General features: G+C 49.4%; 19 protein-coding genes. 6 read left to right on the top strand and 13 right to left on the bottom strand.

The annotated features are described in order from the left end of the window. Window positions 1-103 precede the first annotated feature (103 nt). Window positions 104-943 (bottom strand): helix-turn-helix transcriptional regulator, encoded by an 840-nt coding sequence (locus K331_RS0108630; protein WP_028589982.1) that lies wholly within the window; start codon window positions 941-943, stop codon window positions 104-106. A gap of 132 nt (window positions 944-1,075) precedes the next feature. On the opposite strand from K331_RS0108630, the gene fabF reads away from it, so the two are divergent. Then, window positions 1,076-2,326, top strand: a complete 1,251-nt coding sequence (gene fabF, locus K331_RS0108625; RefSeq protein WP_028589981.1) for a beta-ketoacyl-ACP synthase II — start codon at window positions 1,076-1,078, stop codon at window positions 2,324-2,326. 542 nt (window positions 2,327-2,868) lie between these two features. Here the strand turns inward: fabF and K331_RS0108620 are convergent. Continuing rightward, the gene (locus K331_RS0108620) at window positions 2,869-3,993 is read right to left on the bottom strand and encodes an NADH-dependent flavin oxidoreductase (protein WP_028589980.1); all 1,125 of its coding nucleotides are present in this window, start codon (window positions 3,991-3,993) and stop codon (window positions 2,869-2,871) included. A 327-nt stretch (window positions 3,994-4,320) separates the two neighbouring features. On the opposite strand from K331_RS0108620, the gene mnmA reads away from it, so the two are divergent. From mnmA to K331_RS0108595, 5 genes are all read left to right on the top strand, one after another. Beyond that, window positions 4,321-5,442, top strand: coding sequence for a tRNA 2-thiouridine(34) synthase MnmA (gene mnmA / locus K331_RS0108615; protein ID WP_028589979.1), 1,122 nt, complete (start codon window positions 4,321-4,323; stop codon window positions 5,440-5,442). A gap of 411 nt (window positions 5,443-5,853) precedes the next feature. Continuing rightward, entirely contained in the window at window positions 5,854-6,615 is a 762-nt protein-coding gene (locus tag K331_RS0108610) for a carbohydrate ABC transporter permease (RefSeq protein WP_226383565.1), read from the top strand. 14 nt (window positions 6,616-6,629) lie between these two features. Beyond that, window positions 6,630-7,877, top strand: a complete 1,248-nt coding sequence (locus tag K331_RS0108605; protein ID WP_028589977.1) for an extracellular solute-binding protein — start codon at window positions 6,630-6,632, stop codon at window positions 7,875-7,877. Window positions 7,878-7,911: 34 nt separating this feature from the next. After that, window positions 7,912-8,778, top strand: a complete 867-nt coding sequence (locus K331_RS0108600; RefSeq protein WP_028589976.1) for a carbohydrate ABC transporter permease — start codon at window positions 7,912-7,914, stop codon at window positions 8,776-8,778. A 154-nt stretch (window positions 8,779-8,932) separates the two neighbouring features. Further along, entirely contained in the window at window positions 8,933-9,649 is a 717-nt protein-coding gene (locus K331_RS0108595) for a GntR family transcriptional regulator (protein WP_028589975.1), read from the top strand. A 262-nt stretch (window positions 9,650-9,911) separates the two neighbouring features. On the opposite strand, the gene crcB (K331_RS0108590) is transcribed toward K331_RS0108595, so the two are convergent. From crcB (K331_RS0108590) to iolB, 11 genes are all read right to left on the bottom strand, one after another. Further along, window positions 9,912-10,280: a fluoride efflux transporter CrcB gene (gene crcB / locus K331_RS0108590; protein WP_018887795.1), complete on the bottom strand. Its 369-nt coding sequence runs from the start codon at window positions 10,278-10,280 to the stop codon at window positions 9,912-9,914. Next, window positions 10,280-10,702 carry a fluoride efflux transporter CrcB gene (crcB, locus tag K331_RS0108585; protein ID WP_028589974.1) on the bottom strand — a complete coding sequence of 141 codons (423 nt, stop codon included), beginning with the start codon at window positions 10,700-10,702 and terminating at the stop codon, window positions 10,280-10,282. The genes crcB (K331_RS0108590) and crcB (K331_RS0108585) overlap by 1 nt, the downstream gene beginning before the upstream one ends. Before the next feature lie 15 nt (window positions 10,703-10,717). Next, complete coding sequence (locus K331_RS0108580; RefSeq protein ID WP_028589973.1) at window positions 10,718-12,034, bottom strand: replication-associated recombination protein A; 1,317 nt, start codon at window positions 12,032-12,034, stop codon at window positions 10,718-10,720. 206 nt (window positions 12,035-12,240) lie between these two features. Further along, window positions 12,241-13,824, bottom strand: a complete 1,584-nt coding sequence (gene ggt / locus K331_RS0108575; protein ID WP_028589972.1) for a gamma-glutamyltransferase — start codon at window positions 13,822-13,824, stop codon at window positions 12,241-12,243. A 370-nt stretch (window positions 13,825-14,194) separates the two neighbouring features. Then, window positions 14,195-16,084, bottom strand: a complete 1,890-nt coding sequence (locus K331_RS0108570; RefSeq protein ID WP_028589971.1) for a hypothetical protein — start codon at window positions 16,082-16,084, stop codon at window positions 14,195-14,197. 41 nt (window positions 16,085-16,125) lie between these two features. Beyond that, on the bottom strand, window positions 16,126-17,091 hold the full coding sequence (locus tag K331_RS0108565) for a sugar phosphate isomerase/epimerase family protein (protein WP_028589970.1): 966 nt from the start codon (window positions 17,089-17,091) through the stop codon (window positions 16,126-16,128). 282 nt (window positions 17,092-17,373) lie between these two features. After that, window positions 17,374-18,246 carry a carbohydrate ABC transporter permease gene (locus K331_RS0108560; RefSeq protein ID WP_028589969.1) on the bottom strand — a complete coding sequence of 291 codons (873 nt, stop codon included), beginning with the start codon at window positions 18,244-18,246 and terminating at the stop codon, window positions 17,374-17,376. A gap of 73 nt (window positions 18,247-18,319) precedes the next feature. Continuing rightward, window positions 18,320-19,213 carry an ABC transporter permease gene (locus K331_RS0108555; protein ID WP_018887788.1) on the bottom strand — a complete coding sequence of 298 codons (894 nt, stop codon included), beginning with the start codon at window positions 19,211-19,213 and terminating at the stop codon, window positions 18,320-18,322. A gap of 89 nt (window positions 19,214-19,302) precedes the next feature. Then, window positions 19,303-20,904 (bottom strand): extracellular solute-binding protein, encoded by a 1,602-nt coding sequence (locus K331_RS0108550; protein ID WP_028589968.1) that lies wholly within the window; start codon window positions 20,902-20,904, stop codon window positions 19,303-19,305. Window positions 20,905-21,289: 385 nt separating this feature from the next. Then, a complete protein-coding gene (locus K331_RS0108545) occupies window positions 21,290-23,542 on the bottom strand; it encodes a helix-turn-helix domain-containing protein (RefSeq protein WP_028589967.1) in 2,253 nt (750 codons plus the stop codon). Window positions 23,543-23,927: 385 nt separating this feature from the next. Continuing rightward, window positions 23,928-24,752 carry a 5-deoxy-glucuronate isomerase gene (gene iolB, locus K331_RS0108540; RefSeq protein ID WP_018887785.1) on the bottom strand — a complete coding sequence of 275 codons (825 nt, stop codon included), beginning with the start codon at window positions 24,750-24,752 and terminating at the stop codon, window positions 23,928-23,930. Window positions 24,753-24,781: the final 29 nt, after the last annotated feature.

Raw genomic sequence — 24,781 nt, 5'->3', positions numbered from 1 at the left:
GTATATAGGACACAACAGGTCCTGATTGCCATGATCCGAACATAACACTCCATCCATCGTAACATATTTGATGCTAATATGGTAACCATTCTTCACAACTACGCTACTCCTCAATCATGAGTTGTCGCAATTTTGTCTCTGTCGTAGTCTCGGCAGCCGGTGTATAAATACTGCAACGCAGATCATCCGGTCCATACACCTTCAACGACGTAAGCTCATACACCATTTTCCCAGCCTTGGCGTGGCGAAATTCCAGATGCACCTCCGGGGCATAGCTTACCTGACTCTGCTCCCACATACGATTGAATTCCGGATGGGTCTGTCTCATCTCCTCCAGGAACTGATCATACCACGCATCCTCCACGTATTGACCATAGTAGGTCCGGAACATTGCCAGAAAGCCACTGGAGAATTGCTCCCAGTTCACTGCCAAGCGGCGAAACTCCCGGCGTGTGAAAAGCAGACGGATCATGTTGCGTTCCTCAACAGGAATGCGGTTGAAGTCCAAGAACACATATTCGGCGGCCCGGTTCCAGCCTACAATGTTACATTTGCGATCCGAGACAATTACCGGGCAATATTGGAGTTCAGTAATGATTTTCTGCAAGGATGGGCTGAGCTGAGCCATTTCCTGCGCGGCAGAATAGCCCTCCCCACCTCCTTCAAATGCTAACGAATATAAGTATCTGCGTTCATCCCCATTAAGCTGCAGTGCGTTAGCCACACATTCCAGCACGGAGTGAGAGACCTGAATGTCCCGTCCCTGCTCCAACCAGGTATACCAGGTGGTGCTAACCCCTGCCAACTGAGCTACCTCCTCCCGCCGCAATCCTGGGGTTCGTCTACGTATACCCGAAGGAAATCCGGCCGATTCTGGAGAAATGCTGGCTCTTTTTCCCTTTAGAAATATTGATAGTGCTTGTAGTCTTACCTGAGAATTCATGCTCTGCACTCCTTGATGTGTTCATAATAGCAGTATTTATACTAGGATAATCACTCTCTGGTAATAGGATATCTTAACTGTCATTATAGTCCTTAAGCTCACTGTTTAAAAGATCGAAGGAGGCATTTAGATATGGAAAGAGTCGTAATTACAGGGATGGGTGTAATTTCCCCTCTCGGAAATGATATAGAGACCTTTTGGTCGCATTTAACTCAAGGACAGTCGGGAATCCGGCATATTGATACTTTCGACACCGCTAGGCATAAGGTCCAGTTTGCGGGACTTGTTCCGAATTTTGATCCAGAGACCCTGCTGGGAGCCAAGGAGGCTCGTCGTATGGATCGTTTCTGCCATTTTGCATTGGCTGCCGCAGACCAGGCCATACAACAGGCCGAACTTGATCTGGACAAGCTGGATCGGGAGCGGATGGGCGTGTATGTTGGCTCCGGTATTGGGGGAATCCAGACCTTGATGGGGCAGAGCGAGAAGCTGGCCTCCCGTGGACCGGAACGGGTAAGCCCGATGCTCGTCCCCATGATGATCCCCAATATGGCAGCAGCTCTGATCAGCATGAAATATGGCGCACTCGGTCCGACGCTTGCCCCTGTTACAGCTTGCTCCATCGGGAATACGGCGATTGGTGAGGCATTCTTCAGCATTCAGGCTGGTCGTTCCGACCTCATAATAGCTGGTGGCTCTGAAGCGGCTATTACCGAAATTTCATTGTCCAGCTTCGCGAATGCCACGGCTTTGTCTACTCGTAACCATGCTCCTGAGCAGGCAAGCCGGCCTTTTGATAATGAACGTGATGGATTCGTCATGGCTGAGGGTGCAGGAATTGTCATCATGGAGTCCCTGACGCATGCGTTAGCCCGTGGGGCGCGGATTCTGGGTGAAATTATCGGATACGGAGCGAGCTCAGATGCCTATCACATGGTAGCTACCCCGGAGGATGGTCATGGCGCGGCCCGTGCCATGCAGCTGGCACTCAACGTGGCAGGACTATCCCCTAACGAGATCGATGTCATCAGCGCACATGCAACCAGTACAGTCATTGGGGATCGCTCCGAGACAGCGGCCATTAAGCATGTATTCGGAGATCACGCTTACCACGTGCCTGTGACAGCCAACAAATCCATGACAGGGCACATGCTGGGTGCTTCGGGTGGCGTGGAAGCCATTGCCCTACTCAAGTCGCTGCAAGAGGGAATCATTCCGCCGACCATCAATTTACATTCGCCTGACCCCGGCTGTGATCTGGACTACGTTCCCCATAAAGCAAGACAGGCTAAGCTTCGGATCGGTATGTCCAATTCCTTCGGCTTCGGCGGACATAACGCTGTCATTGTGATCCAGAGATATGAGGAAGATGAGATCCTATAAATCCAGAAATTCAGAAATTCAGAAATTCAGTAAATCCAGAAAACCAGATGAACCCAAAAGAATTTCTTGAATCTCTTTCATCTCACTATTCACATCCTGTTCACGTCGCTGTTCAACTCACTGTCCATGAAATTTATTCCAATTAATACCAGTCACGCGTAGAGCATTAGACTCTGGTGACATTGGAGAGCTGCAAGAATTACTAGAACTACGAGGATGTTGGGGATGCCGGGACATTTGGAGACGCTAGAGACGCCACTGATAACCAAGACAAATTAGACACTTCTGTACACTGAACATAATGAGTAACAATTACGATAGCTGCTTGCCCTAGGCCACACCTCGGGCAACAATAAAAGGCAAGCGCATCATGCGCTTGCCTTCCTCTATCGTTTTCACTTTCAAACTATTCTTCATAATATTTACTTACCGTGTTCTTATTGAATTATTACCTTATTCTTTCCGCTTATCCTGCCTTTCAGATCCAAATCCCCCGTTCTACTGAACAAGTGGCATCTGTAAGCATCGGCATGGCAGTAGGATTAATCTTCTACCGGGAACCAGCCTGGCGTATGGATAATAGCATTCCACAACCCATCAGGAACAACCAGACGCTCTTGGCTTGATTTCGTAATAACCGTCTCAATATCCTCTTCGCGCCCGCTTTCGATTTTCTCGACCCAATCCGGCTCGATAATCAGCTCACGTCCGATCGCCAGCAATGGAACACCTGTGTTGAGCGCTACTGCTGCATCATCCGCTGTATAGATGGAGCCCACACCAATAACCGGAAGCTTGCCATCCACACGGTCCAGGATGTACTCGATGCGAGCACGTGTGTCTGCCTCACCACGTCGTGGCTTCGACCAGAATTCGTTCAGCGATACATGCAGGTAATCCAGATTCTTGTCCTTGAGCGCATCAATCAGTGCATATGTCTCGGTCATAGTTATTCCTGGAGTTTCGGGCTCCTCCGGGGAGAAGCGATATCCGATGGTAAATGGCTGCTTCGCATACTTCGCAACAACTTTCTGTACCTCATCAATAACCGCGAGCGGGAAGCTCAGGCGCTTCTCAAGACTTCCTCCCCAACGATCCTCACGACGATTGGAGTGCGGTGAGAAGAACTGCTGCAGTAAATATCCATTCGCACCATGAATCTCGACACCATCAAATCCAGCTTCAATGGCACGACGAGTCGTCTCACCAAAATCATGAATAATGCTTAGAATCTCCTCATCTGTCAGCTCTCTTGGCACAGCGGAGTCAGGACGTTCGCTTGCCACGGCGCTTGGAGCAACAATTTCTCCAGTAGGACTTAGCTGCTCTGGTGTCTGTCTACCTGCATGGAATATTTGCAGAATACCATGCGAGCCTTGCTTCTTGATAGTCTCAGCCAGTCGTGTCAGGCCAGGAACGAAGCTGTCATCATAGGCAGCGAACTGACCAGGGAAGCCAATTCCGTTCGGTGTGACATAAGTGGTTGCTGTAATAGCCATCCCCACACCGCCTGTCCGACGCTCATAGTATGCAAGCTCTGCATCAGATACAGTTCCATCGGGATTGGCCGACATCGTCGTCATCGGAGCGAGCACAAGGCGGTTGTTCAGTTTAGAACCATTAGGGAGTGAGACAGATTCGAAGAATGAAGCGTATTTTGAATTCATAGATATTCCTCCTGGATCAATGATTGATAAATTTTATTATTATATTTTGGACAATATAATTTTAGGCGTTATAATGAGTATATATCTAAATTCCAAATCGTGCAAATCGACTGTTCATGGTCACTCAAGGAGCCCGCTGATACCAGCCAGCAGGCAAAAAGAGCGTTACGCAAAGCATCGTAATATGATGCTCTGTATGTTACAATATATCCTGCAACTGCAGGACAGCGTGTCTTAAGGCTGTCTCAGACTCCCTTTTTTCTACTGAAAATGCGGTGAGTTGCTTGCATCAAGTTATATTAAATATAGAAAGTCTGGGTGATAACGATGGCAAAAGCCAATCAGGATACCCGTGTCGTCGTCGGCATGTCTGGAGGCGTTGACTCTTCGGTCACCGCGCTACTGCTGAAGCAGCAGGGATATGACGTAATCGGCATCTTCATGAAGAACTGGGATGACACGGATGAATTCGGTCACTGCACGGCCGAAGAGGACGCGGAGGATGTGCGCCGAGTCTGCGAGCAGATTGATATCCCTTACTATACGGTCAATTTCGAGAAGGAGTACTACGATAAAGTATTCTCTTATTTTCTCGATGAATACAAGGCAGGCCGCACGCCGAACCCGGATGTCATGTGCAACCGTGAGATCAAGTTCGGAGAGTTTCTCAACAAGGCACTGGATCTTGGCGCAGATTATGTAGCTACAGGTCATTACGCACGTGTTATTGAAGAGAACGGCACCTATACGCTGATGCGCGGGGTGGACAATAACAAGGATCAGACCTACTTCCTCAATGCACTGAGTCAGCAGCAGCTGTCGAAGGCCATGTTCCCCATCGGGCACCTGCCTAAGCCGGAGGTTCGCAGAATCGCAGAGGAAGCAGGACTGTATACAGCCCAGAAGAAAGACAGCACAGGTGTCTGCTTCATTGGAGAACGTGATTTCAAACAATTCCTGAGCCATTATCTACCGGCACAAAGCGGAGATATGGTGGATATTGCTACAGGCGAGGTTAAAGGCCGTCATGATGGCTTAATGTACTATACGCTCGGGCAACGGCAGGGGCTTGGCATTGGCGGATCTGGCAACGGCGAACCGTGGTTCGTGGCTGACAAGGATCTGACGAAGAACATTCTCTATGTTGTGCAAGGTGACAAGCACCCGAGTCTCTACTCTACAGGACTGACTGCTACTGGCGTGAACTGGATTGCTGGTGAAGCCGCTATTCCAGAACAGCCGCTCCGCTGTACCGCCAAATTCAGATATCGTCAGCCGGATCAAGGTGTAACCCTGACCTGGCGTGAGGATGGCACAGTGCATGTCGCGTTTGATGTACAGCAAAAAGCCATTACACCTGGACAAGCCGTCGTGTTCTATGATGGCGAAGTATGTCTTGGCGGCGGCACGATCGATAAGGTCGAGAAGCTGCAAGAGCAGACTGTCTAACAACTACAAGCTCCTGCACAGCTTGGGATTATTTCTCCACAAGATAGTCTGTAGCCAATACTGTGCAGAAATACCGCAGCAACCACTTGCAAAGCAAAAAGTAGACCTATCCCTTCACAGGGATGGTCTTTTTTTGCTTCCTGCTCTTCCCTCACTTTATTATCCAAGCTCCTATTTTCGTGCAATCAGACAGGTTGGCGAGAAATCTCAATATTTCTACGAGAATTCCTCCCTTGAATTAACACTGCTTAATATTTCGATGATATTCAGCAAATAATTCAAATTTATAGTAGTCGTATAGACGTCTAGACAAATGAGGGGAAGGAGAACCGATTGAAAAGATTAAGCGTAATCCTAAAATATGGAATTTTCACAATTCTACTTCTATGGACGCTGTTTCCAATCTATTGGATGCTCGTCATTGCTACTCAACAATCTTCAGATTTATTCACAGAGGTATCTCTATTTCCGAGATCAGTAACCTTAGAACACATTTTTAGCATTTTTAAGGAAGACCACTATATACAACCATTGCTTAATAGCTTTGTGATCACTGTTAGCTCTTTGCTAATTGTGCTCGCTTTTGGATTGTCCTGTGCGTATGTGCTTGGACGGCGAACCTTCAGAAGCAGTTATAAAATTTTCAAAAGTTCCCTCATGGTATGGATCTTACTGGTTCGAGTCCTACCACCGATTACTTTTGCACTTCCTTTATACATCATGATGAACGATGCAGGATTACTGAATACGAAAATTCCGATTATTATCGCACATGTGCTGGTGAACTTGCCACTCGTCATTTGGTTTATGATGGCATTCTTCTACGGTGTGCCGGGAGAAATTGAGGAAAGTGCGCGGATTGATGGTGCATCTGAATTTGAGATTTTTTACAAAGTAATGCTACCACTTGTGCTACCAGGCATTGCTGCCGTGACGATTTTGTCCTTCATGGCTTCCTGGAATGAATACCTATACAGCGTCATCTTCATCCAGAGCCCTGACAGCTTCACGATTCCGCTCAAGCTCGCCACGCTGAACAGTGAACAGGAACTAACAGAGTGGGGTAAGGTTGCGGGTGGCGGCCTAGTATCTGTGCTGCCTGTCCTGCTGACTGCGATCTTCTTACAAAAACATTTAATTAGCGGCTTAACTGCTGGTGCAGTTAAAGAATAGGAGATGAGATAAAAATGAGAAAAAAGATGTCGTATATGCTGAGTACGTTGTTAACAACGGCGGTGATATTCACTGGATGTCAATCTCAAGAGCCGGCTATGGGGCAAAGTCCGAGCCAGGGAGCAGAAAAACTAGTCGTCGCTGCCAGAGGTGGCTCCCATGTCGATGCGATGAATGCAGTAAAAGAATCATTCGAAGCCACGCACAATGTAAAGGTTGATATTATCGGACTGGAATCGGCAGATTTGAAGCAGAAAATATCACTCGATGCCAAAAATAGCAATGGCGCATATGACCTGATTATGGCTGACGACCCATGGATGCCTCAATTCAGTGAAGCAGGTATCTTCGCCAAGCTGTCTGACCTCGGAATCCAGGAAGATGCTGACTTTGAGGAGTCCTCTCTTGCGCTCGGCAAGTCTCCCTATGCTACTGGTGATCTGTATGCTTTACCTTTCTCGGGTAACGTACAGCTATTCTTCTACAACCAAGAGCTGCTCACTAGCCATAATTACGATGTTCCGACGAACTGGGCGGATGTGCTTGAGATGGCCAAAGCCATCCATGCTAAGGATGGGACTGCAGGCTACGTGATCCGTGGTCAGCAAGGAAATCCGATTGTGTCTGATTTCTTGCCTCTGTTCTGGGCGTATGGCGGCCAGATCTTCGATGATAACTGGAAGGCACAAATCGACTCCGAGGCTGGTAGACAAGCATTAGAAACGTACATTGGGCTGCTTGCTGTTGGTGAGAACTTTGAAAATACTGACATCGTTGGCTCCGTCTCGGAAGGTCGTGCTGCAATGGCTCTAGGCTGGCCATCATGGTTCATCAAAGGCGAGACAGCAAGTGCAAACTATGCTGCGATCCCGGCCAAAGCATCATCTGACGCTCAATCCGTATCTACAGGTATGATTGGTAACTGGATGATGGGTGTAACTGCCAACTCACATAACCCGGAGCTTGCTGCTGAATTCTTGACCTTTATCACGAGTAGCGACACGCAAAAACAAATGGTTGAGCATGGTGGCGTACCTACTCGGAAGAGTGTCTATCAGGATGCCGAGCTTGTCGCAAAGTATAAGCACTTCCCTGTCATGCTAGAGGCGTTGCAAAACTCCGTAGCCAGACCAAGAACAGCAAAATGGTCGCAAGTCGAAGAGGCACTCGGCGCTGAATTGTCCGCAGCTATTGCCGGCACAAAAACAGTGGATAAAGCACTGGCGGATGCCAACAAGGCGATGAATGACATCATGCAATAAGAGGTTCATTCAAAATTAAAGGAGTGGAATGAACTTGGCTAGTAAACGAGGCTTTCAATGGGCGATGCTGGCACCCGTAACATTGTTATTGCTTGGCGTGACCGTGTTTCCGTTTATCTTTACCGTTACCAACAGCTTCACCGATTATTATTACCTGGCAACCGATGACAAGCAGTTCATTGGATTCAGTAATTATATCAAGATCCTTCAGGATGAGCAGTTCCTCCAAGCCGTCTGGAATACAATTAAATTCATGATCCTGGCCGTTTCTATTGAAACGGCTCTGGGCCTTGGAATCGCTGTGCTTATTGAGAGCCTGAGACGCGGACAAAAGGTGCTGCGGATTACAATGCTAATCCCATCTTTGCTACCACCGGTTACAGTGGCATTAATCTGGCAAATGATGCTCAGCAATCATAACGGTATTGTTAACCATCTGCTCCACTGGTTCGGTGGCGGGCCGTTTAACTTCCTGATGGACATTAACATTGCCTTCAATGCCATTTTATTCATTGATATTTGGCAATGGACACCGTTTGCCTTCCTATTGTTATATGCAGGTCTACAGTCGGTTCCACGTTCACAATTTGAGGCTGCAAAAGTAGACGGTGCAGGCAAGCTGCGTATGTTCATTCATATTACACTACCGAATATTATGCCGACCTTGTTCATGGTCATACTGCTACGGACGATAGATACGTTCCGGCTATTTGATAAAGTCAATATCTTAACCGGTGGCGGGCCAGCAAATTCTACGACAACAATTACACAGTACATTTACAAGCAAGGCGTGTACAATCTGCAGATTGGCTACGGAGCAGCAGCATCGGTAATCATGGTCATGCTGGTCCTAGTGTTCTCCGTGTTCTACATCAAGCGTTCGATGGGAGGAACTTCATAAAGTAGGCCTGGCGGTGTACTCCCCATTCTGCATCATGTGCCTGTTGGAGAGGTCATCCTCCATATACAACTGCCGTAATACGTTCAGAAGAGCGGATTAAACGATCCTTCCGCTCCAATTCTAAGTGAAAACTACAGGAGATGAGGTTGAATAATTGGGAGGCTATCAACATATCAAGCATGAATTGGAAACGATGATTGAAAGCAAGATATGGAATGTGGGACAAAAACTGCCTTCCGAATATGAACTGGCCAAGCATTTCGGTGTCAGCAGAGAGACGCTTCGCGCAGCAATCAAGCTATTGGAGCAAGATGGCAAGCTGCTCGTAAGGCATGGGGTGGGCACCTTTGTAATTAAACCGCTGCCAAGCATCCCCAGTCGTCTGGAGTTTCTTCAGAGCATTGGAACGATGATCAAGCTGGAGGGCTTAACTGAAACGGATCGTAAGGAAATGATCGGAGAAGTGGAATGCACCAAGGAATGGGCTGATACGCTGAACATCGAAGAGGGTTCCCGAGTTGTGAAGGTGGAGAGAATTCGATATGCAGACGGGGAAGCCGTCACCTATTCGGTTAACATCATGCCTAAGGTTCTGGTAGGAGATGCTTTTGAACGAATAGACTTCTCAGGTTCCTTATTTAACTTTTTGGAGGAAAAGTGCAAAATTTATATTGCGAGAGCTGACACAGAGCTAGTGGTTCCTTCCAAAAAGGACAAACATGCGATGCGATTGAAGAATCATCAGGAAGACACTCCGGTTCTTCTAATGAAACAATTGCATTATGATCAGCAGAATCGGGAAGTGCTATATTCCTTTGATTATTTAAGAAGTGACGTCTTCCAGTTCTGGGTTCGCAGGGAACGTAAGTAAATAGGAATGTCTGTACCCGGGTATCAATATCCTGGGCAATATGTTCAATCGAATACATGCTTAACACCCTTATCCTGCATATGAATGGGATAAGGGTGTTAGTTCTGGTATTATTTATTGAACCTTAACAAGCTGAGAATGCTGATTCGTACCTTCATTCAAATGCGGCGGAAGGTGTACAATGTGTATTAATGATCATGATAGAAGCAAAAAAACGCCTAATATGAAGCGTCCTATGCCCTCCGCTACGTTTCTTGGCGGCTCAACTCAGGAACCACATGAATAACATGCCCAAGCCAGCAGCAGCTACAGCCAGTACTGTCGAACCTAATACATACAGGACTGCTCGTCCGTACTGTCCTTTCTCTAACAGCTGTACAGTCTCGTAGCCGAACGTTGAGAATGTCGTATATGCTCCGCAAAAGCCAATGCCGAGCAGCCCCCACAGCGCTGACGACAACGCAGCAGTCTCATGCAGCATGAAAAGCATTCCCAGCAGGGCAGAGCCACTGATATTAATGAGGAAGGTTCCCCAGGGAAAGGCCGTTCCCCAGTGGCTTCCCGCCCACAATCCAAGACGGTAACGGCAGATTGCCCCTGCAACGCCTCCCAGACCGATCCACAGCAGCATTATACGCCCTCTCCTTTCCTGGAGGAACCATCCCGCATCATCAGCCGTTCATTCATGTACATACCCAGACGAATACCAGCCCAGGCCAGCACTATCCCTCCGACCAGACTGGTTAGCATATATACTAGTGGCTCTATAATTTGTCCAAGCATGAAGAGATGAAGGATATCCACCGCGAAGGTAGAAAAGGTCGTAAAGGCTCCGGTGAACCCAGTTCCAATCATCAATCTTACTCGGGGAGTGATTCTGGAGGAACGCAGAGCTACCGTGAAGAACCAGCCGAGGAACAGGCAGCCCACAAGATTAATCGTCAGTACCGCTGCCGGGAACCCGTTCTCTGGCTGTGGAATAGCCAACTGTAGTCCATAACGCGCCCAGGCTCCTAACCAGCCACCAATCCCCAGATACACTATATCCTTCATTCGTTCGACACTCCTCTAGGATTGGTCCTGGCCGCGGCGCCATTGCTGATTTTGCTTAATCTTGTTCTCATTCCCCTGCTCTGTAGCGGCGTAGAAGCTCCTACCAGCAAGCGAGTCGGGCAGATATTGCTGCTTCACATAATGATTTGGATAATTATGCGGGTATTGATACCCCTGATGCCCCAGCTTCTCAGCACCTTTATAGTGCGTATCACGTAGGTGAAGCGGTACCTCGGCTGATCTGACCTCGTCCATGGCACTCATGGCATTGGAAATAGCCGTATAGACGGCATTCGACTTTGGACTTTCGACGGCGAACAGGATGGCTTGTGCAATGTTCAGCTTGGCCTCCGGCCACCCGTTGTTTCGATAGGCATCCAGTGCACTGACCGCCTGTACCATCGCCTGCGGGTTCGCGAGCCCGATATCCTCACTGCTGGCCGCAATCAAACGCCGTATGAACGTCATTGGGTCCATGCCCAGCTTTTCGACGGCGTACAAGAACCAGAATAGAGCTGCGTCACTGGAGCCGCGAATACTTTTGTGAAAAGCAGACAGTACATCGTACTGCGTCGACTCATCTGCCCTCACAATCGGGCGACGAATGGATTCCTCCGCCACTGCAAGTGTAATATGAACCGTACCATCCTGCTCTGGTGGAGTGGTCATCGCTGCCAGCTCTAGCGCATTCAGTGCTCGCCTGATATCCCCATTCGCCATGGTAGCAATGTGCACAAGGGCCTCCTCGTCCGTGCTAAGCTGCATGAAGCCCAGCCCCTTGTCCTGATCCAGCAAGGCTCGTCTCATCGCCAGCAAGGAATGCTCCTTGTTCAGCGACTCCAGCTGGAACAGTGTAGAACGGCTCATCAAGGCCCCGTTTACATAATGAAACGGGTTCTCGGTAGTTGCGCCTATGAAGGTGATCGTTCCTTTCTCCACAGCTGGTAGCAGTGCATCCTGACGGGAGCTGTTGAAGCGATGAACCTCGTCCAGGAACAGGATTGTCTTGGTTCCGTACAACGCTTTGTTGCTGTGCGCCTGCTCAATGACCTCACGTACATCCTTCACAGAGGCATCGACAGCATTGAGCCGCACGAATTGTCCTTGTGTATGCCGCGATATGATGTGAGCCAGCGTTGTCTTCCCGCAGCCTGGAGGACCGTACAGCAGAATCGACGACACCTGATCGGCCTCAATCGCTCTGCGCAGCAGCTTGCCTGGTCCGATAATATGCTCTTGTCCGATATATTCATCAAGCCGCTCTGGCCGCATCCGATCAGCGAGCAAGCGACCCTGTGGCTGAGCATCCTGTTGATAAGAGAATAAATCCATCATTCATCACTTCCTTACCTGATTCCCTTCATCATACCACACCCCGCTCTCGTTGAAACGTCCTGCCTCATCCATAGGCTGAAGCTTCCTTGCTTTACCGACTTCCTGTATCATCTGTTATTAGCTAGTAAGAACCCCATGCGAAAAACGTCTTTCAACGTATTTGCATAAAAGACAGACCGCGTTTGGCTGGCAGAAGTATCTCCTCACCACCCTATGGCTGCGCCGTCACAACGAGGATCTGTTCCTCCAAGCCGGAAGCCATGCTCATCAATGACAATCGCATGCGCATGCCCAGCTGCCCCAGCGTAATCCTCCATCATTCGGACGATATGCCCAGCCTGTTGCAGACGATGTGCCACATCCGCAGATATGCGACCTTCCAGCCTCAGCTCCTGCGTTGCTTCCCCCCATGTTCTGCCCCATACCCAGCGTGGTGCATCTATCGCTGCCTGCGGGTCCAGACCATAATCCACGATACGGGTTAGGAGCGCTGTCTGCGTCTGCGGCTGGCCTTCTCCGCCTTGTGTACCGTACAGAATATAAGGTCGTCCATGGCGACAGGCCAAAGCAGGCATGAGTGTATGAAACGTTCGTTTATTCGGCTCCAATCTGTTCACATGCGTGTCATCCAGCGAGAAGAAGGAGCCGCGGTTTTGGAGCAGAATTCCGGTATTTCCGCCAACTACCGCCGATCCAAATTCGAAATACAGACTTTGAATGAAGGAGACAGCATTTCCTTCTGCATCGACGACTGCCGCATAGGCTGTATCACTGCCCACGGGTTGACTATCCATAGACAAGGCGCGTTCCATATCAATCGAGGACGCCAGCTCCTTTGCATATGGCTTGGAAAGTAGTCGCTCCAGTGGAATTGCAGCAAAGTCGGGATCGGTCAGATATCGGTTGCGATCCTGAAAGCTCAGCTTGAGCGCTTCTACCAGCAGATGATAGTACTCATAGGAGCCATGTGGAATGTGCCCGAGCTCAACATTCTCCAGAATTTGAAGTGCCATAATGCCCACAAAGCCCTGTGAGTTAGGAGGAGCCTGATAAATATCCAGCCCACGATAGCTTCCGCGCAAGGGCTCCACCCATTCTCCTGCATGTGCTGTAAAATCCTCCAATGTCAACATTCCACCCTGCTCTGCCAGCGAGCGCACAATGTCCTGCCCGATGGAACCTGTATAGAAGGCATCCCGTCCCTGCTCTGCAATCTGCTGTAGACTGCTTCCCAACGCTGACTGCACAAAGCGACTACCGATCGAAGGTACCTTGCCCCCCGGAAGATAGATCGCAGCCGTCTGTGGCTGTGACTGCAGCACCTCCATTCGCTCTCTCGTATGGTTATGCTGGTCTGGCGATAACGGAAACCCCTCCATGGCATACTGGATCGCAGGCTGCAGCACCTCGAATAATGTCATGGAGCCATACTCGCGCAACACAGCATCCCAGCCATCAACCATCCCGGGAACCGTTAGGGCACTGCGTGGGCCGCGCTGAGGAATAGTCGCTTCACCACTGAAGCAGGCAGCCGAGACCTGCCCGCCTGAGCGACCACTGGCATTGTACGCCCGAACACGGCCCTCGTGGGTGCTATAAGTGAGCCAAAAGGCGTCCCCACCGACACTCGTCATGTGCGGATACACTACCGCAAGACAAGCACTTACCACCACTGCGGCATCAAAAGCGTTGCCGCCCTGCTCCAATATGCGCGCACCAGCTGCGCTTGCCAGGTAATGTGGACTGACCACCATTGTCTTCGTACCCGTTATAGGTGCTGTTTTCATAAGTCCCACATCCTCCCTCACTACTCCGTCTACATTCTTCTTACTGTTGTAAGCACAATTGCATCTGATGTAAATATATTCTAAGAACTTTGGGATCCGTGACTAACCATTCGCCGAACATTTGTGAGCGACAACTACTACTCATCCGCTTCTCTGCGAAATAGAGAGTGTATGTCTGCGACAGATACCCAGAGATACATTGGTGCATAGGAAAAAAATAAGTAAACTAATAAATATAAATAAGCTTATAGGTAAATAGGCAAAAAGATACCCGCTCAGCCACAAGGCTAGCGGGTATTTCTGAGGTTATGATCATAACTAATATGAGTAAGAGCCATATTCTTAAGCTCCATAACTTAGTCTTTGGTGACTAGTTAGAGCGCTGATCCGATCCAGCCTCCAGCGATGGAGAGAGCTTGATTTCAACTGTCTTCTCGAATGGTGTCATAAGGTTGACCAGCACCACCTTGCATTCCTCAGGCAGCTTGGCCTCACGCACCGTCGTAGCCAGATGACCAAGCTCACCGCCCCTCAGTTCCATCCAGTCCTCTCCACACGAGTAACGAAGTGCGCCGTCCTTCCACAAGTAATGCCCTTCCGCCGTCTGCTGAATTTCTCCCCCGGACAGGTGACCCTCATCGCCAAATACGAACGACAGCTGCACCATGACCTCCTGAGGCTCACTTGCCGCTAGATGCAATATCCAGCCTGTCTCCGTACGTAGCGTCTTGGCCTCAACCTGGAAGGTCTGTTCATGCGTAAGCTGGCGGTTCTGATGCGGCAGTAAATACCATGGACTGATAGATGAATGTGATGTATCTGGCAATAGCTCGGCAGAGACTGGACCATAATAACCCTTCTTCTGCTGCCCAACCAGACGATAGCCTTCAGCTATACGGTCCAACTGCTGCATAGGGACATATCCAGGATTGAAATAGGATGCTAGCTGTACAGCCAGCAAACGCACTGCTCCATGCCGAAGCGCAAAGAATGAGGGAACCTCCGTCATTACGGTTACGCTCGTTCCACCATCCCGGAACCGCGCTACAGGTGCGCCGAAATCCGTATGAAGACGACTATGATAGATATGTCCGTGATGCCCAACTGCATCCATCTGTTCCAGATAGTCAGCTCGCTTGAACAATTCATTCAGCACAATATCATATTGAGTAGGCAGTAGCGCCATTGCATTTTGAACAGCTGCTATCGTGCCTTCTGCCCCTGCCTTATCCTCCGTACCTTCAATCTCTGCCTTATCCTCCATGCGTTGGCCGTCACTCTTTGCGTAAGCTACATCTAGCTCCTCCCTTGTACCTCCAGCTTCCTGTAGCTCCGGTTCCAGCAGTAGACGCACGAGCGCATTGACGGAGCTTACGCCAGGATCTGTCAGTGATTGCCCTGCCCATTCAGCCATCCCCGCGAATAGTGGATCACTGTCGAGCCTCGCCAAGATCGCATACGGCAAATAGTAAGGCGCCAGATTATGCATATGCCCCAGATCCTGACGGCCTGAGTAATCCGTAACGATCTCACCACTCGGATGAACCAAGTACACCATCATCCGCAGATTAAGCCTTACGGGCTCCAGCAGGTCAGGACGATCCAGCAAACGTGCAGCATGAATAAGCATGATATCACTGACGGCACTGTAAATGCCATTGCTTCGTTCCGTCCATTCTCCATCCGGTGTGATATCCATTCCTTCAGCTATCCACTGTTCTGCACGCTGCGCTGCCGACTTCAGCCCGAACAGCTGATATAGGAAGCCAAGCGCTGCACAGAGCACCCAGCGGTGATTCGGAGTATGACAGCCTCCAGTCAGGAGGACAGGTATGGTCCGCTCCAGGAAGAGTCTCATATTATCCGTTACAGGCTGCAGCTCCTCCCAATCCTCTTGCAGCAGAAGCTGATAGAGCTGGGCATATCCCACGACGACAAAGGCTGTATCCGGCGGGGAATGATAATTGGTCCAGCCAGGCGAGATGGAGCCGTCTTCATGCTGGGCACGCAGTACATACTCGCTCGCCAGGCGCAGGCGCTTCAGCAGCTCCCAATCCCTATAATAAGCCGAATCCGGGTTAACCAGCGCTGCTCCCCAGTAGCACATCTCGGTTGGTGTCCCAGTGGTGTGATTAACCCAGGCCACTCCTGTAGCCGGATCAATCGTTCCGCCATAGTAACGACTCTCAGGGTCCAATACCTGCCGGGTTATTCCTCTCTCTACCGCTTTGTCATTGCTGATCACCAGTTGCTTGTACATACACGATTCCCTCCCAAGCTACATTTGCTGCGCAAGTATGCTTATAGCCTCTCCAGCTTGGCGACCAGCAAGCGATGACTTTCATGAATATCTTCCGGTGTACAAGCAGCCTTCAGCTCATACACCTTCACCTGGGCCCGCTGTATCATCGGTAAATAAGCGTCATAGAAGCTCATATCCTGACTGTGAATGTACGGACACCAATGGTCGGAGAGACCGAGCGTCTCGTGGACGTGGACACCCACAATGTCGTCCATCAATCCCTTCATCTCACTTACGCTATCGTACAGACCAAGGCGGTCCATCATAATGGCATGCCCAGTATCGTACCAGATGCCTACCTGAGCCCCCTTCAGAGCTTGAATGATCGTTTTGGCCTCAGCCAACGTTGGAATCTGCTGTGGTCTGGAGCGGGTCTCAATACCAAAGCGCACGTTCCATCCTTTGGCCGCAACTCGGTTACATACCTCATCGAGACTATGAATGATCGTCTGTACATAACCAAAGCTAAGAGCTTCCCGCTGCTCCAGGAACTCCTCCCATTTGATTCGATAGGCCGTGGAATCCTTGCCCTTCTCGTTATACAGCTGTGCCAGCTCCTGGCTGACATTCACCGGAATGGGTACCTCACCTGGATGCACGACGACGGCTTCGCCACCATAACGGTGAGCATACTCAGCTGAGCCTATGAGCAGATCGATGGCCCGCTTACGTCTCTCCTCATCCTGAAAGCCAAGCAATTCAGAATCGGTCCCATAGTCCGGGTCAGCTACATGTGGAAAGGTATTATGCACACTGGAAATGCCGATCTCCCCACGCTCAATCATTGGTTCAATGGTCGTCAGCATGTCTCTGGTGACATTGTAATTAAGCTCGATTCGGCGAAAGCCAAGTTCGGCTATCTCACGAATCATGTCTGACCCAACAGGATGACGTTTGATATTCCAGCAGGTGGAAAATGAGAATTCCCCTTTGTCTAGCCAGCCTTGTTCCTTAGCAGCACTCATACCTGCATCAGTACCTTGCTCAGTGACTGCATTTGTCGTACTTAGCTTATCCTGCATGCGCTTCGCTTCCTTTTTCGTTCTATTCCATTGCTCTCCAGAGGCGCTCAGCTACTTTCTTCTGACTATGCTTGAACGCCTTGTCATTAGCTTAGACTCAGTTCCAGCCATTGGTTTAGTTCTCATTGTAGGAGTCCTTGACTCAGCATACAAGGCTTTGCCTAAGGAGATATGCCCAGTACTATGTCTTGGAGTCTGTTTTTGACTAAGGTATGTGCCTGTAACTCAGCCTTTGACCGCACCCAGCATGGCCCCGCTGACAAAATATCTTTGCAGCCATGGATAGACGAGCAGAATGGGCACGGTTGCGAATACCACGGTAGCCGCCTTAAGGCTTTCTGCTGGTAACCTCGTTCTGTTCGCACCCTCCATTTGGGTCAGCTCGCTGACCATGTTATTCTGAACCATCTGGAACAACTTAAGCTGGAGCGGATACAATTGAGGCTCGTTAATGTACATAAGAGAATCCTGGAAGCCGTTCCAGCGGCCGACAGCATAGAACAGCGCAAGTGTAGCCATTACCGGCATGGACAGCGGCAGGATAATTTTCAACAGTGTGTAGAAATGCGAGCTGCCGTCAATCTCCGCAGACTCCTCCAGACTTTCGGGAATGCTATTGAAGAAGGAGATCAGAATGATTAGATTAAAGGGACTGACGAGCCCCGGCAAAATCAGAGACCACACCGTATTGAGCATATGCAGGTCACGAATCAGCAGATATTCAGGAATGATACCGCCGCTGAAGAACATTGTTATAATGATGACGTACATGAAGAGCTTGCGGCCCTTCAGCTTTTTCTTAGTTAACGGATACCCGGCAGCAATCGTGAACACCATACAGAGCACCGTGGTAACGATTGTCAGAACTACCGTGTATCCCAGCGAATAGATCATGGATTGATCAGAGAACACCTTTACGTAGGCATCCCAATTAAATTCTCTCGGAAGCAGCCTCACCTCACCTGAGGTAATCGCCCTATTGGAGCTGAACGAGATGGCAATGGTGTGCAGGAAGGGAGCCAGACAGAACAACACGAACAAGGCGACAAAGGTAATGTTGACGATATCAAAAATCCGGTTAGAAGTACGTTCACTCATACGCGCACAACTCCTTTACTCATGCTTTGCATAATTGTCGATAGACCTGTTGACCTCACTTGCCTACTGTGTTTTACAAGATCCCTTCTCCGGTCGCCTTCTTCGAAATATAGTTTGAGCCAAGTACAAATATTAGCCCTACCACGGCCTGGAACAAGCCGACAACCGTAGCCAGCGTGTATTGCCCTGATTCCAGACCGACTCGGTACACGAAGGTACTAAGTACATCTGAGTATTCTCGTACAGCCGTATTACCGATAATATAAGGACGATCAAAGCCGATGCTGACCATTTTACCCAGATTCAATATCAAGAGAGTTACAATGGTAGGCTTGATGCTTGGCAACGTAATATGCCAGATTTTCTTCATCCGTGTTGCTCCATCGACCTCAGCCGCTTCGAACAGCTCCTTGTTGACACCGGTCAGTGCCGCCAGATACAGAATGGTTCCCCATCCTGCACTTTGCCAGACACCTGTGAACAGATAGGTCACAAGCCATGGATTCTTCTCCGTCAAGAAAGGAATCGAATGGAGTCCTATGCTCTCCAGCACACCGTTCACCATACCGGACTGATTACCGAACAATTGATACACAATCCCGCCGATGATCACCCAGGAAATGAAGTGGGGAATGTACAGAATCGTCTGCGACACGCTCTTGAACCATTTAAAACGGATTTCATATAGCATGATCGCCAAGATAATAGGAGCCGGGAACGACACCAGCAGATCAAGAAAATTCAGCATAAAGGTATTACGCAAAGTCGTATAGAAGTCCCGCATGGCGAAGACCTCACGGAAGGCATCCAAGCCGATCCACTCACTGCCATTAATCCCCTGAAACAGATTAAAATCCTTGAAGGCAATCTGAACACCATACATCGGTCCATAACGGAAAATCAGAAAGTAAATCAGGGGCAGCGACAGCAGCGCGTACAATTGCCAATACCGTCTAAAGTATGTCACACCGTTCTCCTCCTATCTGCGAAGACACGTGGTGCCGCCCCAAGACTGCTGACGGCACACGCTCCTCTGTATGGATACAGCATTCTCTTTTATTTTGTGGATAGCGCCTGAACGGCCTCATCAAGCTCCTTCTTCAGATCTGCACCGCCCAGAGCCATATAATCACTCATTTCACGCTCGTATACCTCTTCAAATTGCTCAGGCTTAGCCATCGTTGCTTTGACAATAATGACGTTGACCTTATCCTTGAGCGCTGTGCTGTACTTCATCTCCGCCTGAATCGGCTTGTCGAAGACGAGAGGACCTACTGTATCCGTGTTCGCAATATCAATGGATTGTCTCAGCAGCTCCTGATTTCGTTCAGGGAAGCCCATAATCCATGCTTTCTCATTGGTTGCCTGATCTCCGATATTTTTGCCGTTGGAGATGATCGCGAGATCGCCTGCATTGAACAGACGGTCAATAGCCTCCTGGGATGCATCCGCTTTCACAACTGGAATGCCGTCCACCATGTCATAATTCTCGCCCTCAACACCACTGTAAATATCGATCAGATTGTTGTCTGAAGCCATCCAGTCCAGATACTTGATAGCTTCCACAGCACGTTTGCTGCTCTTAGGAATCATGATGTACAAGCCATTGGAGGCATAGCGGGACTTGATGTGCTTGTTGTCTACATTCGGATTTGTATACGCATCGATTGGAAGTACCTTGCTATCCGCTACATTCTTGGTCAAGTTATCAATCGTTCCTTCCGCGTAGAACATGGCATCCACATCCTCTGACCAGAAGCCTGTATTGCCATTCTGAATGTCCTTAGCCAGTTGTGTCTTGTCTTCATCCAGACTGAAGTCCTTGCTCATCAGCCCTTCATTGTAGAGCTTGTTCATGAACTTCAAGGAATCCTTGAAGCCGTCATGCAACGGCAGCTCATAGCGCTGAGGGTAAGCATAATCACCGTTTATTGGCTTGATGAATGAGAATATCAGAGGCTCGAACTGAGCTGGTGCCAACGTCATGCCCATAGGGATATTTCGGCTGCCAAGCTGACCTGGGTCTTTGTCTTTAAACGCTTTCAAAGTTGTGTATAGCTCATCTGTCGTCGTTGGAGCCGGCAATCCCACCTTATCCAGCCAGTCCTGACGAATATAAGAGCTATAACGGCCTGTAATGGCACGTTTGCCCGGAATAGCGAATTGCTGACCCTCAACCTGTCCGAACTTCAGCGTATCTTCGCCAAGGAATTTCTTGAGATTAGGTCCATGTTGATCCAGCAGCTCTCCGACATCTGTCAGCCCACCCTGCTGGGCATAACGGTAGAAGACACTGGAATCGTATACAAAAACAATGTCGGGAACATCGGTATTACTGGCCATCAGAACGTTCAGCTTCGTAACTTCCTCGGAGCGCTGAATCGGTACAAACTGTACATCAATGTTGTTCGGATCACCGAATCGTTCCTGCACCAGCTTCGATAAATAGTTGTTGGTAATCGTGTGAGGCGAAGGACTGTTACCACGATCAAATATTTCTACTTTCAAGGTGACGCGTTCTCCATTCGAAGCGTTGCCATCGCCCGCACCTTCCTTGGAAGCGGATGAGCAGCCTGCCAGCAAGGACACTCCCATGACCATGGTAAGTGCCAATCCTACCCATTTCTTCAGACTCCCTTTGGTTGCTTTCAGTGTCATTCGTGTCATCTCCTTTGCCTTTGCGTGAATGATCGAAGCTTGCTCTGAGTATTCCACATGGACACTTTCATTGACAATAAACCTGTTTCGGAACATGGACTAAGGCATTCATCCGGTCTATGGTTTATGACAAGGTGATTAAGGCTCAGCTTACTCTGCCATAGGAATAGACACGGTTTACAGTGGCTTCGCTACACCAACCATTCTCGGCGATAACAAACTGAAATCGGATGTCAATAAACCGCTTTCATATACAGTTGTTTTGGATAATGATTCAAAAAGACGCATGCCTGCTGGATCTCCTCCTAATGGAGTGTGCCTGCATAACATGCGCCTCAATATTCACTCAATGTGCATCAAAAATAAATGACTTTATACCGACATTTCACGAATCGGCCATCGAAGCATCCCGTTTCGAACGCCGATAATCCCCTGGCGTCATACCTATAATTCGTTTGAACACGCGCCCAAAGCTGATCGCATTCGCATACCCTACCTGTATGGCAATATCCTGCAGGGCTTGGTCTGTATTCAGGAGAAGCTTCTCGGCCTCCTTCATCCGCAGTGTGGTCACGAAGTCCACAAATTTCATATTGAATTCGGTCTTGAACAAATAGCTCGCATGCTTGCCAGAGACTTGGAATCGGTCGCTCAGATGCTTCAGAGACAGGTCTGGATTAGCGAACTGCTCCTCAATGTAGCTCTTCATCTCGTTAACCATCGCTTTGTAGCTCTTCGTCTCACTAACGGATACATAGATGCGGAACAGGTCTGTCAGTTCATCGAACAGCAGACTTTTGACATCGGCCAAAGTCTCTGCTGCCTCCACACGCTTCAGCCGTTCACTGTTGTTCTCTTCAGACAGCTCCTCCTGGAGTTGCTCGGACATCACGGCTACTTCCCGGCTCAGCATTTGCAGCAATGCTTGCATGAAGGAGCGAATATCCTCATCTGACAGCAGATTACGCTCGAACGCCGCGAAAATCTCCTCCAGCTGCTCTCGCCACTGACCGCTAGACATACGGAAGCGCTTGACGAACTCCGCAATCATTTGTAAATACGTATACGTCTCTAGCAACTGCTGATGTGTATCGCTGCTTTCAGCCAGAATGACATCACCGTTCATCAACAGCTTGCGGTGAAGCACGGCTTCCGCTGCCACATAGGATTCCCTAATGAAACCAATGCCTTCGGCAAGCGGACCCACCCCGAAGCTGAGCGAGATGCGAAGATTCTGCTCCACCCAGGTACGGCATTCCTCCGCAACCGTGCGAAGCTGCTTTGTCATGTCAATACTGCTGTCGGAGGACATGAAGATAATCGCAATCTGGTCCGCGCTGACCCACTCCGCCCAGCATTGCAGCCTCGCATTGCGAGAGAGCTCCTGCAGAACGTTCATCAGTGCGAACTTCAGCGTATTCTGATCCCCTCGGGTGTACTTATCCTGGAATACCTGCTCATAACGATTGATTTCACTGACCACGACAGCAAAACTGGGTTGCTCATCCATATCCGTGAGTGGCGATATCTCTCGCAGCCGCTCAGCGGCCTGCTCCAACCGTTCGCCACGTAGCAGATCATGGAATAGCTTGCTCCGCTGTAACAGCAGATTCTCCCTGCTCTTTTTGTCATAGTCCATCATATGGTTGATCAGATTCTCCAGTACACCATCAATCAGCTTCATCTCATCCATACGGGAGCCGGATTGCTCCATGGTTCGAATCTGATGCGCCTCGATCCGGTTCATAATAATCTGGATCGGCTTGTAATTGCGACGTGTGATGTAGACGATGTAGATAATGGCGATCACTACTGTCGCAATCGCAATAACCACCCATAGGTAGGAGATCACTGACACCCAGCCAAATAGATTCCCCGCCTTTATACCGCTTACAAGGGTCCAGCCCAGTCGATCCAGCTTCAAGGTATTCAGCTTTTGTCCACTTGCTGCACCCGCCTGATCTGCATGTGCGTGATATACGAGCTGGCCTTCACGATCGAGAATGGTCATGAACGACAGTTGACCGTTGACCATGCTGTCGATGCTCTGCTCAATACTGCTCATCTTCACATTAATCACCAGCACACCATCGGTACCGAAGGGCAGCGGCATCTCTTTGTTCACCGTCAATACCCGCACAGGCGTGCGCTGCACAAAGCCCGGATTAAATTCGCGAACAGGCTGCCAGCCTGGGGCGAGTGATCCGGATAGAATACGGTCAATCCATACCTTATCGGAGAAGGTCTCAACATCTCTCAAACCGCTCGACGTTAAAACGCTTTCATTTTTCTTGTCATATAAATAAATGGACTGGATGTAGGAGGAGGAGTTCGTCATCTCACGCAAGCTCTGCGCAATGGCATATTCAGCCTCTCGGCCTGAGCGCACATTACGGTTGAAATACCGCTTGTAGGCTTGGTTTCCCTCTACTGCCTCCAGCACCGACAATTCAATATCCCGAATCGTGCGATCCACGCTATCCACTAAATAACTGGAGGAAATTCGATCTGCCTTCTTGGTCTCGGATCTAGAAATATCATTAACGAACACAAAAGCGATAAAAATGAGTATAGTCACCGTAAGCAAAAAAATAGGGAAATATGATACCAATAATCGGTTGTACCAGGTACGAGACAATAGATACCACTCCTCACTCCTCGCCGTCATTGCAAGTCGGTTGCGGGTCTGCTGTTCCTCTGTTCGACATGCCTTTGGGGCTGTACTCGTGTGTAACGCTGTTCCGTCTTATAGGTTCAATTATTATGGCTATAGTATACCATAAGCCCACAGGACACAGGCAGTCGCGTAACAACTCGGATCACTGCTTTTACTCGTGCAAGACCAGCAAAAGACGCCCCTACAGGATGACCAGGGCGTCTTCAGATCATTGCTTCAAGTGCTTCTGCGTAATGCAACCCAATGCAGCCTAATTTAGCCTAATGTGGCCTCTTGTTGCTTGATTTGGAGTTGCGATACGGTGATATTGGTAACGAACATCAATCCGCTAGATATCTCCGATAAGCTAGCTTTGGTCCTTCTTCACTGGAGCCGGGAATAACCATTCATGAGCCGGATCATTATGGAACACCCATGTCCGTGTCGGACCAGCCATGACATTGAGATAATAGGAATCATAGCCTGGCGGAGCAGACACCGGGTGATATCCCTCTGGCACCAGAACAACACTACCGTCCGTCACAGCCATCGTCTCATCCAGTGTCCTGTCATCGTTATATACCCGCTGCACGATGAAGCCCTGGGGTGGATTTATCCGGTGATAATAGGTCTCCTCCAGATAGGACTCCTGTGGCAGGTTGTCACGATCATGCTTGTGCGGCGGGTAGCTGGACCAGTTCCCGCCTCGTGTATACACCTCAACGACCAGCAGGCTCTCGGCCTCTTTCTGCTCTGGAAGAATATTGACGACCTGCCGCGACATGCTTCCGCTACCGCGTTCCTCCACCTCCATGTCGGCGGGAGTAATCAGTCTAGCTTCGTATTTGCCTTTGGCAGGAGCAAGACATACGGCTAGCTCTACAGGGGTATGCGCTGTGATCTCATAGCTGGCTCCTGCTGGTACATAGACGGAGTATGGAGGGATACCTTCGAATACGGACATACGCTTGCCGATAGCCTCAAATGTTCTACCTGCCGCCTGTATATTAGCTATGCCAGATAACAATACAAGACAGGCTTCATGTCCCTCCGTCATCCGCGACAAGCTCGCACCAATCTGCAACTGGTATACTTCAAAGCCGACATATTGCCAACCAGCGCTCTCTGGACTTACAGCCAGAATACGTCCATCCTGATTCGGCTCCGCAGCCTTAACCATCAATCGTGACATGTGCATGATCCTCCTCGGTTGGTTGGTAT

It is taken from the genome of Paenibacillus massiliensis subsp. panacisoli DSM 21345, assembly GCF_000426545.1.
GTDB classification, from domain to species: Bacteria; Bacillota; Bacilli; order Paenibacillales; family Paenibacillaceae; genus Paenibacillus; species Paenibacillus panacisoli.
This window is presented reverse-complemented; position numbering and strand designations above follow the sequence as displayed.